This window comes from Actinomycetes bacterium, from assembly GCA_035489715.1.
In the GTDB taxonomy this organism is placed as follows: domain Bacteria; phylum Actinomycetota; class Actinomycetes; order JACCUZ01; family JACCUZ01; genus DATHAP01.
Genome location: DATHAP010000004.1, coordinates 39774 through 51017, shown reverse-complemented (window position 1 = coordinate 51017; position 11244 = coordinate 39774). Strand labels below are relative to the sequence as shown.

Annotated in this window: 11 protein-coding genes and 1 pseudogene; 5 read left to right on the top strand and 7 right to left on the bottom strand. The window is 73.3% G+C overall.

Going from position 1 to position 11244, the window contains the following annotated elements:
• Positions 1-2631, top strand: a 2631-nt coding sequence (locus tag VK640_00440; GenBank protein HTE71656.1) for a DEAD/DEAH box helicase, incomplete at its 5' end; no start/stop codon positions are given.
• A complete protein-coding gene (locus VK640_00435; protein HTE71655.1) occupies positions 2628-3899 on the top strand; it encodes an FAD-binding protein in 1272 nt (423 codons plus the stop codon). The genes VK640_00440 and VK640_00435, both read left to right, overlap by 4 nt.
• Positions 3900-3938: 39 nt before the next feature.
• Here the strand turns inward: VK640_00435 and VK640_00430 are convergent, their stop codons facing one another.
• From VK640_00430 to VK640_00410, 5 genes and pseudogenes are all read right to left on the bottom strand, one after another.
• The gene (locus VK640_00430) at positions 3939-4499 is read right to left on the bottom strand and encodes a hypothetical protein (protein ID HTE71654.1); all 561 of its coding nucleotides are present in this window, start codon (positions 4497-4499) and stop codon (positions 3939-3941) included.
• Between the two features lie 156 nt (positions 4500-4655).
• Positions 4656-5203 (bottom strand): annotated as a pseudogene (locus tag VK640_00425) (GNAT family N-acetyltransferase).
• Positions 5196-5591 (bottom strand): universal stress protein, encoded by a 396-nt coding sequence (locus VK640_00420; protein HTE71653.1) that lies wholly within the window; start codon positions 5589-5591, stop codon positions 5196-5198. Before VK640_00420 ends, VK640_00425 begins: the two are co-directional and overlap by 8 nt.
• 58 nt (positions 5592-5649) lie before the next feature.
• Positions 5650-6129 (bottom strand): cupin domain-containing protein, encoded by a 480-nt coding sequence (locus VK640_00415; protein ID HTE71652.1) that lies wholly within the window; start codon positions 6127-6129, stop codon positions 5650-5652.
• A gap of 33 nt (positions 6130-6162) precedes the next feature.
• Positions 6163-6687 carry a maleylpyruvate isomerase family mycothiol-dependent enzyme gene (locus tag VK640_00410; GenBank protein ID HTE71651.1) on the bottom strand — a complete coding sequence of 175 codons (525 nt, stop codon included), beginning with the start codon at positions 6685-6687 and terminating at the stop codon, positions 6163-6165.
• Positions 6688-6883: 196 nt separating this feature from the next.
• Here VK640_00410 and VK640_00405 point away from each other — a divergent pair, with 196 nt between their 5' ends.
• From VK640_00405 to VK640_00395, 3 genes are all read left to right on the top strand, one after another.
• Positions 6884-8428 (top strand): HNH endonuclease signature motif containing protein, encoded by a 1545-nt coding sequence (locus VK640_00405; protein HTE71650.1) that lies wholly within the window; start codon positions 6884-6886, stop codon positions 8426-8428.
• Positions 8429-8595: 167 nt separating this feature from the next.
• Positions 8596-9057 carry a hypothetical protein gene (locus tag VK640_00400; protein ID HTE71649.1) on the top strand — a complete coding sequence of 154 codons (462 nt, stop codon included), beginning with the start codon at positions 8596-8598 and terminating at the stop codon, positions 9055-9057.
• Positions 9057-10034 carry an ATP-dependent DNA ligase gene (locus VK640_00395; GenBank protein HTE71648.1) on the top strand — a complete coding sequence of 326 codons (978 nt, stop codon included), beginning with the start codon at positions 9057-9059 and terminating at the stop codon, positions 10032-10034. The genes VK640_00400 and VK640_00395 overlap by 1 nt, the downstream gene beginning before the upstream one ends.
• 12 nt (positions 10035-10046) lie before the next feature.
• Here the strand turns inward: VK640_00395 and VK640_00390 are convergent, their stop codons facing one another.
• Together VK640_00390 and VK640_00385 are read right to left on the bottom strand one after the other, a co-directional pair.
• A complete protein-coding gene (locus VK640_00390; protein ID HTE71647.1) occupies positions 10047-10439 on the bottom strand; it encodes a VOC family protein in 393 nt (130 codons plus the stop codon).
• A gap of 57 nt (positions 10440-10496) precedes the next feature.
• Positions 10497-11234 carry an ABC transporter permease subunit gene (locus tag VK640_00385; GenBank protein ID HTE71646.1) on the bottom strand — a complete coding sequence of 246 codons (738 nt, stop codon included), beginning with the start codon at positions 11232-11234 and terminating at the stop codon, positions 10497-10499.
• Positions 11235-11244 lie beyond the last annotated feature (10 nt).

The following is an 11244-nucleotide window of genomic DNA, read 5'->3' as shown; positions in this document are numbered from 1 at the left end:
GTCGAGCGCTTCCGTGACGAGCTGGGCGACTGGCGGGTGGCTATCCACTCCCCCTTCGGTGCGCCGGTGCACGCCCCGTGGGCGCTGGTCGTGTCGGCGCGGCTGCGGGAGCGCTACGGCGTCGACGTGCAGGCCATGCACTCCGACGACGGCATCGTGCTACGGCTGCCCGACGTGGAGCTCGACGACGGGGGTGCACCCGAGGCCGTCGGCACGGCGGTGGTCGAGCCCGACGACGTCGAGCCGCTGGTCACCGCCGAGGTGGGCGGCTCGGCGCTCTTCGCCTCGCGGTTCCGGGAGTGCGCGGCGCGCGCGCTCCTGCTGCCCCGCCGTGACCCGGGCCGGCGGACGCCGCTGTGGCAGCAGCGGCAGCGGTCCGCGCAGCTGCTGTCGGTGGCGAGCGACTACGGGTCGTTCCCGGTCGTGCTCGAGACGATGCGCGAGTGCCTGCAGGACGTCTTCGACGTGCCGGGGCTGGTGCAGCTGATGCGCGACGTCGAGTCGCGGACCGTGCGCTTCGTCGAGGTGGAGACCCAGCAGCCGTCGCCGTTCGCCCGGTCGCTGCTCTTCGGCTACGTCGCGCAGTTCCTCTACGAGGGCGACTCGCCGCTGGCCGAGCGACGCGCCCAGGCGCTGTCGCTGGACGCCACCTTGCTCGCCGAGCTGCTCGGCCAGCAGGGCTACGGCGCGCTGCGCGACCTGCTCGACCAGCAGGCCATCGACGTGCTGGCCCAGGACCTGCAGCGCCTCTCCGAGGACCGGCGGGCGCGTGACGTCGAGGGGATCGCCGACCTGCTGCGGATCCTTGGCCCGCTCAGCACCTCCGAGGCGGTCGAGCGCGGCGCGACACCCGGGTGGCTGGCTGCCCTCGAGGAGGCCCGGCGGGCGATCCGGGTGCGCGTCGCCGGCGAGGAGCGCTGGGCCGCCGTCGAGGACGCGGCGCGGCTGCGCGACGCCCTGGGCACCCCGCTGCCGGTGGGGGTGCCGGGTGCGTTCCTGGAGCCCGCGCGCGACCCGGTCGGCGACCTGGTCGCCCGCTACGCGCGCACCCACGTCCCCTTCCACGCCGCGACGGTGGCCGAGCGCTACGCCTTGGGTCCGGCCGTCGTGGGTGCGGCGCTGGACCGGCTGGCCGCCGCCGGGCGGGTGGTGTCGGGCGAGTTCCTGCCAGGCGGGTCCGGCCACGAGTGGTGCGACGCGGAGGTGCTGCGGACGCTGCGGCGCCGGTCGCTGGCCAGCCTCCGCAAGGAGGTCGAGGCGGTGCCGGTCGAGGCGCTGTCGGCGTTCCTGCCCGCCTGGCAGCACGTCGGCGGCCGGCTGCGCGGGGCCGAGGGCGTGCTGCGGGTGGCCGAGCAGCTGCAGGGTGCCCAGGTCCCGGCCTCGGCGCTGGAGTCGCTGGTGCTGCCGGCCCGGGTGGTCGGCTACTCGCCCGCGATGCTCGACGAGCTGTGCGCCGCCGGCGAGGTCGTCTGGCGCGGCCACGGCGCGCTGCCGGGCAGCGACGGCTGGGTCTCGCTGCACCTGGCCGACGCGGCGCAGCTGACGCTCCCGGAGCCGGACGCCGACGCCGTGGCCACGCCGCTGCACGAGGCCCTCCTGGCGACCCTCGACGGTGGCGGCGCCTACTTCTTCCGCGGCCTTTCCGACGCGGTCGGCTCGACCGACGACAAGACCCTGGTCGCCGCGCTCTGGGACCTCGTCTGGTCCGGTCACCTCACCAACGACACGCTCAGCCCCCTCCGGCAGCTTGTTGCCGGCGGGCGCGGCCGCGGTGGCGGCGCGCACCGGACCCGCGCTGCGACCCCTCGCGGACGCTACGGGCGCCCCCGGCCGGGCATGGCGGGCCGCCCCCCGATGCCGAGCCGCACCGGCCCGCCGACGGCGGCCGGCCGGTGGTCCCGGCTGCCCGACGTCGAGCCGGACCCGACCCGGCGCGCGCACACGCTGGCCGAGGTCCTGCTCGACCGGCACGGCGTGCTCACCCGCGGCGCGGTGATGGCCGAGCGGGTGACCGGCGGCTTCGCCGCGGTCTACCGGGTGCTGGCCGGGTTCGAAGAGGCAGGTCGGGCCCGGCGCGGCTACTTCGTCGAGGGCCTCGGGGCGGCGCAGTTCGCCCAGCCGGGGGCGGTCGACCGGGTGCGCGCGACCGCGACGGCACTGGAGCGGGCGGCCGAGCCGCCGGCCGCCGAGCAGTGGGGTGCGCCCCGGCCGGGCAGCAGCACCGACGCGACCGGACCGCGAGCGGTCGTGCTCGCCGCCACCGACCCGGCCAACCCGTTCGGTGCCGCCGTCGGCTGGCCGGCCCGTCCCGGCAAGCAGGAAGCAGGCGCCGACCGGACCGACGCCGGCCACCGGCCGGGACGCAAGGCCGGTGCCCTCGTCGTGCTCGTCGACGGCCACGTGGTGCTCTACGTCGAGCGTGGCGGGCGCACCCTGCTCACCTGGACCGAGGCGCAGACCGCGCTGCAGCCGGCTGTGGACGCGCTGTCCCTCGCGGTCCGAGAGGGGCATCTCGGCCGGCTGACCGTCGAGCGGGCAGACGGCACCGGAGTGCTCGACTCGCCCCTCGGACGTGCACTCGAGGAGGCCGGCTTCCACGCGACGCCACGGGGCCTCAGGCTCCGGGCATGACCGCCCCCGGTGCCGACGGCCCACTCCGCAACTGGGCTGGCAACGTCACGTTCGCGGCGCAGCGGGTCTTGCAGCCGCGGTCGATGGACCAGCTGCAGGAGCTCGTGGCCGCGAGCTCCCGGCTGCGGCCGCTCGGCAGCGGCCACTCCTTCAGCCGGGTCGCCGACACCGACGGCGACCTGCTGTCGCTGGCCGGCCTGCCGCCGCGGGTCGAGGTCGCGACTGACGGCAGGTCGGTCACGGTGTCTGCCGGCCTGCGCTACGGCGAGCTCGCGCCGCAGCTGCACGAGGCCGGCCTCGCGCTGCACAACCTGGGGTCGCTCCCGCACATCTGCATCGCCGGCGCGCTGGCCACCGGCACACACGGGTCCGGCGACCGCAACGGCGCACTGGCCACCGCCGTCCGAGCGCTCGACCTGGTGCTGCCGTCCGGCGAGCAGCTGCACGTCGACCGGTCCACCGCGTGGTTCCCCGGTGCGGTCGTCGCCCTGGGCTCGGTCGGCGTCGTCACCGCTGTGACCCTCGAGGTGCAGCCGACGTACGACGTGGTGCAGGTGATCCACGACGACCTTCCGGCCGCGGCGATGCGCGACAACCTCGACGAGGTCCTGGCGGCCGGCGACAGCGTCAGCATCTTCACGACGTGGGACCCGCGCGGCGCGGAGCAGGTGTGGGTCAAGCAGCGCACGGACGGGGACCGCCGCCCGATGCCCGACGGCTGGCTGGGCTCGAGGACGGCTAAGGCGCCGCGGCACCCGGTGCGCGGGATGCCGGCCGAGGCGACGACCGAGCAGGTGGGGGTGCGTGGTCCGTGGCACACCCGGCTGCCCCACTTCCGGCTCGACCACACGCCCAGTGCCGGCGAGGAGCTGCAGACCGAGTACCTCGTGGACCGGTCGGACGCGGCGGCCGTCCTCGAGGCGGTCGGTGCCCTGCACGAGCGGGTCCGGCCGCCGCTGCTGGTGTCCGAGCTGCGCAGCATCGCGGCCGACGACCTGTGGCTGAGCCCGTCGTACGGCCGGGAGAGCCTCGCCGTGCACTTCACCTGGCGCCCCGAGCCCGATGCGGTGCTGCCGGTGGTCGAGGCTCTGGAGGGCGTGCTGGCGCCGTTCGGGGCGCGACCGCACTGGGGCAAGGTCTTCGGCACCGACCCCGGTGCCCTGGCCGCGACGTACCCCCGCCACGACCTCGCCCGCCGGCTGCGGCGCGAGCTCGACCCCGACGACGTCTTCGGCAACGAGTTCCTGGACACCTACCTGCCGCGCTGACGGCCCGATCGACTCTTCATCTCCGGACAGCAACGAGTGCTAGCGCTTGAACTCGATGCGCGCGATGTCCTCGAGCCGGATCTCGACGAACCCGAGCTCGTTGGTGCCCGTAACGGGGCAGTTCCACGTGTCGACCGGGTCCGTCAACTCTCGTCCGTCGAGCAGCGTGACAACTGCGTCGGCACTTGAGTTCTCCGCATAGACCGCGTCGATCTCGATGCTGCGCACCAGTTCGAGGCTGACATCCTGACCGTTCTCGAATCCGACGACTTCGGTGTTGCAGGCCAGGCCGACCGTGGACGCCTTCACATCCGTTGACGTCCCGTCCCGGCGCACCAGGGTGGCCGTGGCCTCGACCCACGGGATCAGGGCCGACTCGTCCGTCGAATGTGCGGGCGACTTCGTGGGTGCTGCGCGATCACTCCGGTGCGTGCTCGTCGCTTCAGAGACATCGCGCGTGCTCGTGCCGTCACTGTCACGCCCGATGACGTCGTTCTGGACCAGAATGCCCAGCACACCTCCGACCGCGGTGATCAAAGCTGCAATGGCTGTGATCATCCCCGGCGCCGTCTGCCAGAAGTTCCTGGCGTCATCAGCCACGGCACCACCCCCAAGCGCATGATAGGCCGAATTGTCATCTCGTTGAAGCCCGTGACGGGCAAGGCGTTGGCAACGTGCGGCATCTACCGGGGGCGGAGTCAGCCGTCGCGATGGAGCCAAGCTCAGCGGCCTCGCACAGCAGGCTCGATCCAAGGATCAATCGCCCGACCGCGCAGCGGTGTCCCAGGGCAGCGCGCGTTCGTACCAGCGCACCTCGACCCAGCGGTCCTGCTTCCAGCCCACGTCCGTGAAGGTGCCGGCGTCGCGGAAGCCGAGGCGCCGGTGCAGCGCCTCGGAGGCGTCGTTGGGCAGGGCCACGCCGGCGTACGCGCGGTGCATCCCTTCGGCGGTGACGAGGTCGAGCAGCTCGCCGTAGTGCAGCGACCCGACACCTCGCCCGGTCGCCGTCGGGTCGAGGTAGACCGTGGTCTCGACGGTCCGGGCGTAGGCCGGCTTCAGCCGGAACGGTCCGCTCGTCGCGTAGCCGGCGACCTGCCCGTCGACCTGCCCTTCGACCTGCGCGACGAGCAGCCGGTGCGGCCCGGTCTCGGCGTAGTGCTCGAACCACGTCCGCCGCGCGTCGACGGTGAACGGCTCGACGTCGAACGTCGCGACGTCTGCTCGACGTAGTGGTTGTAGATGCGGGTGAGTGCCGGCAGGTCGTCCTCGATGCGGGCCGGACGGTAATGCCACCCGTCACGCAGTCGCCTTGACGGCCAGGATCGGGCACTCCAGGCCGAGGAGGAGTCGTGACGACGTGCTGCCGAGGACGAGCTTTCCCACGGCGGTACGTCGTCGCAGCCCGATGACGACCACGTCGGCGCCGGTCTCCCGGGCCACGTCGATGAGGGCGTCGGCTGTGTCCGCGCCGGTCGGAACCTCGCGCACCGACACCGCGACCCCTGCCGTCGCGAAGCGCTGCTGGACCGCGTCGAGGACCTGCTCGACCGAGTACGGCGAGGTGCCGGCGTCGGCAGGGCGGGGCACGTGGACGACGACGGCGTCGGTCGCCCGTCGCCGCGCCTCCTCGACAGCGGCGGTCACGGCGGCGTCGCCCTCGGGCGTGGGGACGTAGGCGAGCAGCACGGTCATGGCAGCAGTCTGGCCGATGTCCGTCCGGCTGGCAGCCCTCTGCCCAGCAGGCGGGCAGTCAGACCCAGATGTTGTCGTGCTCCGCGTAGAACGCCGTCCTCTCGTCCTCGCTCATCCGGTCGAGCCGGGCCAGGCCCTCGAAGTAGCCCTCGCGCGGTGCGCCTGGGGCGAAGTGCAGCAGCATCGAGGACGGCTCGCCGGACCGGTTGTGGAAGGCGTGCACCCCGCCCGGCGGCACGTGCACCCAGTCGCCGGGCTCGGCGTCGACCCATCGGTCACCGTCGAATATCTGGATGACTCCGGTGAGCACGTAGAACGACTCGGCGATCGAGCGGTGGTAGTGAGCCCGCGGGCCGGTCTCCTCGGGGCCGCACTGCCAGCGGTACATGCCGAACAGGCGGCCCGTCGACGCGCCGGTCGCGAGGTAGGAGATCGTCGTGCCGTTCGGGTAGACCAGCTCAGGGGCAACGTCGGCCCCGCGATAGGTCGCGCTGTGCTGCGGGTCCGGCTGTTGGTACCGCGGCGGTGGGTACGTCACCGGCACATCCTGGCCATGCTGCCGGGCGGCCGACTAGACCTTGCGCCCGGCGAACGCAGCAGCCCGTGCGTAGGCGTCCGCACCGTCCGGTGCGGGCTGCTCGGTCCGGAAGGCCGGCGCGCGGTTGTCGTCGTTCAGCGAAGCCTGCATGAAGGCCAGCCCGCGCTCCGCCACGTCGGGGTCCAGGTCGGCGGTCGGCCGGTGCAGCGCCGTGGCGAGGTCCCAGGTGTGCACGGCGATCTCGGCGCACTGCCAGTCTGGTCCGGGCGGCGCACCTGGGTCGGCGTCCACGGCGGCGCGGAGCTCGTCCGCGTGAGCGCGGAACGCCGCCACCGGGTCGCCCTCGTGCGGCGTGGGCGCCGACCAGTCGACGTCCTCGCCACGGGTCATCAGGGCGAACTTCTGCGGCGCCAGGACGAGGTGGTCGACCAGGTCCCGCACCGACCACTCGGGGCAGGGCGTGGAGCGGCCGCCGTCGTCCGGGCTGACCGCCGCGATCAGCGTCTCGACCTGGTCGAGCCCGGTGCGCAGGACGTCGATGCTGCTGCGCTCACTCATGGCACCGGAGTACCCGCCCGACCTTCGCGGCACTCCCCGCCGCGCCAGGAGAGTCGTTCCACCTGCGCGCTGACCGCCGGCTGCGCGGCTGCGCGACTCGTGACTCAACCTGTGGACAGAACCTGTTGTCCACAAGGGATTGCAGGTCTCGCTCGGCGTCGGGGTTTGCGTCCGACCCACTGTCTAGGTTCGGGGGATGGAGCGCACGACCCTCACCCGATCGGTGGTGACGGACGTGCACGCGGCGGTCGAGCTGATGGCCACAGCGGCTGGCGGCTTGGACTCGGTGTGGCAGCTCCGTGACGCTGACGTGGAGTCCGGGTTGTCGGCGCTGGTGCGGTTGCAGGCCCACACCGCCGCCCTGGAGGCGGTACTGCTGGCCGAGGCAGGGTCGCGGGACCTGAAGGCCGGCACGCAGGCGTCGACGCTTGTGCGCTGGCTGGGTGACCGGTTCCGGCTGTCCCGGGCTGACGGCAACACACGGGTCCGGGCCGCGGAGGCGCTGGGTCGCCACGCCGTGGTCACCGAGGCGTTGGCGACCGGGGCGGTGACTGTCGAGCAGGGCGAGGTGCTGACCCGGGTGCTGGACACCGTCGAGACGTTCCCGGGGGTCGCCGATGGCGAGCGGACGGCGGCGGGTCGGTTAATGGTCGCGCAGTGCGATGCCCTGGCCACGCCGGACCTGGAGCGCGCCGGCCGGGCCTTGGTCGAGGCGCTCACCGCAGCACCGTCGGTGGACGACCCGGCCGACGCCGAGGCGCTCGCCCGGGAGCAGCAGCGGGCCGAGGCCCAAGCCCAGGACGCCGAGCGCAGCCTGCTGAGCGTGACCCGCCGCCGTGGGCGGGTGCTGGCGATCCTCGAGCCCGGCACGATCGGGCAGGCCGCGCTGCAGCAGTGGATGCGCAAGAACGGCCAGCCGCATGCCGGGACCGACGGGTTGGAGGACACCCGGACCCGCTCCGAACGCCTCGGCGACGCCCTCGTCGACCTCCTCACCGCAGCCGCCGGCGCCCCAACCCCACCCGCGCACTCCGACGAGCTGGTTGACCTGGTCGAGGACGAACCGGAGATCGACGGTCAGGAGCCGCTGCCCGGTCCGGCGGCGGGCGCAGCACGCGGTGGGTCGGCGCCCGACCTGTGCGGATCCTGCGGCCGGCCGGGCCCGGCGCCGGCGACCGCCGTGCTCACGGTGACCACCACGGTGGACGGGCTGCGATCCGGGCTGGCCAAGGCCGGACGGCTGGACACCGGGATCGCGATGTCCGCCGCCGCGCTACGGATGCTGGCCTGCGACGCCCTGGTCGTCCCCGCCGTCCTCAGCACCGCGTCGGAGGTCCTCGACCTCGGACGGGCCTACCGCGTCTTCAACCGCGCCCAGCGCCGAGCGACGGCGCTACGTGACGGCGGTTGCGTGGCACCCGGCTGCGACCAGCCACCCAGCGCCTGCCACCTGCACCACATGTGGTGGTGGATCCAGGGCGGCCGGACCGACCTGGACAACGCAGCACTGCTGTGCGGCTTCCACCACCGGATGGTCCACCGCCAGGGCTGGGCGATGTGCCTCGCATCCAACGGCTACCCGCAGCTGGTGCCCCCGACCTCCATCGACCCCCAGCAGCGACCCCGCCAGCACCACCGCTTCACTCTCGACGCGGCGATCGCCGCCGCTCGGTGCGAGTCCCGACCCGGCCGACTCGGCTCGGCCCCCGGCGGCGCCGTCATCCCGCACCGCCGCACCTGACCGACGTCCGGCGACCCGAGCCCACCCGCACATGAGCCCTCAGCACACGAGTCGGGTGCCGGTCACGTGCACCTCACCTGGCACGCCGACTGCGATGAGTTCGCGCGCGTGCCCGGGTCCAACCTGGGGATGACCACGTCGAACGCATCGTACGGAAGGGGCACATGATGGATCAGCCGACGGCCGAGCACGCACTACGTGCCCTCGAGCCGCTCGTCGGAACATGGAGCATCGAGGCCACCGGCGCGGACGGGAAGCGGTGGCCGGGTGAGGGCCGGATGTCGGTCGAGTGGCACGAGTCCGGGCAGCACCTGGTGCAGCGGACCACCGTCGATCTGCCCGAAGCCCCGGACACGGTCTCGGTCATCGGGTGCGACGCCGCGAACGGCAGCTACGTCCAGGTCTACACCGACGACCGTGGCGTCTGCCGGATCTACCAGATGACGTTCGGGGACGGGCACTGGACGCTGCAGCGCGAGGGCGAGCCCTTCGCTCAGCGGTTCACCGCGACGTTCAGCGACGACGGCCGGACCATCACCGGCCGGTGGCAGCTCGCAGAGGCCGGTCAGCCCTACGAGACCGACTTCGACCTCGTCCACCGCCGCATCGACGGCAGAGGAGGGCGATGATGGCCGGCGTGGTCGAGGAGGAGCGCGACGGCGTACGGCTGACGAATCTCGACCAGCCGCTCACCAGCGACGGCAGCGAGACCAAGCGCGACCTGGTGGACTACCTGGACCAGATGGCCGACCGGCTGGTGCCGGTGCTCGCCGGCCGAGCGCTCAGCGTGATACGCGTCCGGCCAGGACAGCCGGCCTTCATGCAGAAGAACCTGCCGGCCTACGCGCCGGAGTCGGTCCGGACGCTCGACGTGCCGACGCAGGACGGCAGGAAGGTCGTGCACTACCCGGTCTGCGACGACCGGGAGACGTTGCTGTGGTTCGGCAACCAGCGCGCGGTCGAGTACCACCCGACGCTGTTCCGCGGCACGGAGGCCGACTGCCCCACCCACCTCGTCGTCGACCTGGACCCGCCGGCGGGCTCGGCGGCGTTCGGCCAGGCGGTCGCGGCGGCCCGGCTGGTGCGAGAGGTGCTGACCGAGGCGGGCATGGCCGCCGTGGTCAAGACCAGCGGGGCCAAGGGCGTGCACGTCGTGGTCCCACTTTCCCCTGGCGCAGGGGCGGCCGACGTGGCGGCCGCGACCAGGGCCATCGCGGCCCGCGCGGAGCGGCTCGACCCGCAGCTGACGACGACGGCGTTCGTCGTCGAGGAGCGCGGCGGCAAGGTGTTCCTCGACTCGACCCGTTCCGGCGGCGCGACAGTGGTGGCCGCCTGGAGCCCTCGGGCGAGGCCAGGCGGGACCGTGTCGTTCCCGGTCGCCTGGGACGACCTCGACGACGTGACCCCGGCCGACTTCACGATCACCTCCGTGCCGACACTCGTCGGCGACACCGATCCGTGGTCCGACCTGATGCCGGAGCCGCAGGTGCTCGACGCCGGCCTGGTGGAGGAGGGCCACACCGTCCCGGTCGCCCGGGTCGCCGCGATGCACGAAGGCAAGCGGCGCAAGCGAGCGGAGCAGGCGGCCGCCGAGCCCGACGGGTAGCGGAGCCGACTGCTACTCGGCGAGCTCCTCCGGGGTCAGCGCCCGGAGCACGCAGAACTCGTTACCGTCGGGGTCGGCGAGCACCACCCAGGTGACGTTCTCCGCCGCGCTCTGGCCGACGTCCACCCGGACGGCACCGAGCGCCTCGAGGCGGGCGACCTCGGCCGCCTGGTCGTCCGGGCGCAGGTCGATGTGCAGGCGGTTCTTCACCGACTTCTCCTCCGGGACCCGGAGGAAGAGGAGGTCCGGCGCCACGCCGTCCTCGGCGCTGCCCGCAGGTGGCTCCAGGACCACCTCGTCCGCGGAGTCGTAGGTGCGGCGCCAGCCCAGGGCCTGCTCCCAGAACGGCGCGATGCGGGCCGGGTCCGTCGAGTCGACGCAGATGCACTGCCAGCGGATGCTCACCCGGCAACCCAACCGGAGCCCACCGACGGTGTCGACCCGATTGGCCGGCGGGTGTCGTCAGCCGGCGAAGGTCAGACGCAGGCTGCGCAGCCGCCGGCCGGCCAGGTAGGTCGCCCCGACCAGCACGACGACAAGGGCGACCACAGCGACCTGGGGGCGTACCGCCGCGGTCAGCTCGAGCGCGTCGGCCCGGTCGCCGCCGACGATCGCCCTGGTCACCGCGAGCGACCACTGCTGGATGCTCAGGGCCTGGGCGCCGGGCAGCACGTTGCCCACGCCGGCCTCCCAGACCAGCGCGTAGACCAGGCCGATGACGACCGCGTTGCGGGTGAGCACCGACAGCAGCAAGAACACCGCGCAGTAGGTGACCCCGGCGACGAAGGCCCCGGCGCCGTACGCGATCGCCAGCCGGTCCGCTCCTCCGACCAGCACCAGTCCGGACAGCAGCACCGGCAGCGCTCCGAAGAGGGTGACCACCGCTGCCGACACGGCGAGCTTCGTGGTGACGATGACGTGCCGGTTCAACGGCTTGCTCAGCAGGTAGACGATCGAACCGTCGTCGATCTCACCGCCGAGCGCGCCGGTGCCGGCGATCAGCGCGAGCAGCGGGACGACGGTCGCGATCGCGAAGGCTCCCAGCACCACCACGGCTGCATCGGTGCGGTCGTCCTGGCCCACGGTGAGCCGCAGCAGGAGCGACATCAGCAGCAGCGCCGCCGGCAGCACCACCAGCAGCCAGGCCCGGCGCCGGCCGAGCAGGGTGCGCAGCGTCAGCGACGCGATCGTGGAGTTCACCGAGGCACCT

Bases quoted from the DNA above. Each gene is read 5' to 3' on its own strand.
- VK640_00435 (HTE71655.1), top strand. From the start codon at position 2,628: ATGACCGCCCCCGGTGCCGACGGCCCACTCCGCAACTGGGCTGGCAAC.
- VK640_00420 (HTE71653.1), bottom strand. From the start codon at position 5,591: ATGACCGTGCTGCTCGCCTACGTCCCCACGCCCGAGGGCGACGCCGCC.
- VK640_00410 (HTE71651.1), bottom strand. From the start codon at position 6,687: ATGAGTGAGCGCAGCAGCATCGACGTCCTGCGCACCGGGCTCGACCAG.
- VK640_00405 (HTE71650.1), top strand. From the start codon at position 6,884: ATGGAGCGCACGACCCTCACCCGATCGGTGGTGACGGACGTGCACGCG.
- VK640_00400 (HTE71649.1), top strand. From the start codon at position 8,596: ATGGATCAGCCGACGGCCGAGCACGCACTACGTGCCCTCGAGCCGCTC.
- VK640_00395 (HTE71648.1), top strand. From the start codon at position 9,057: ATGGCCGGCGTGGTCGAGGAGGAGCGCGACGGCGTACGGCTGACGAAT.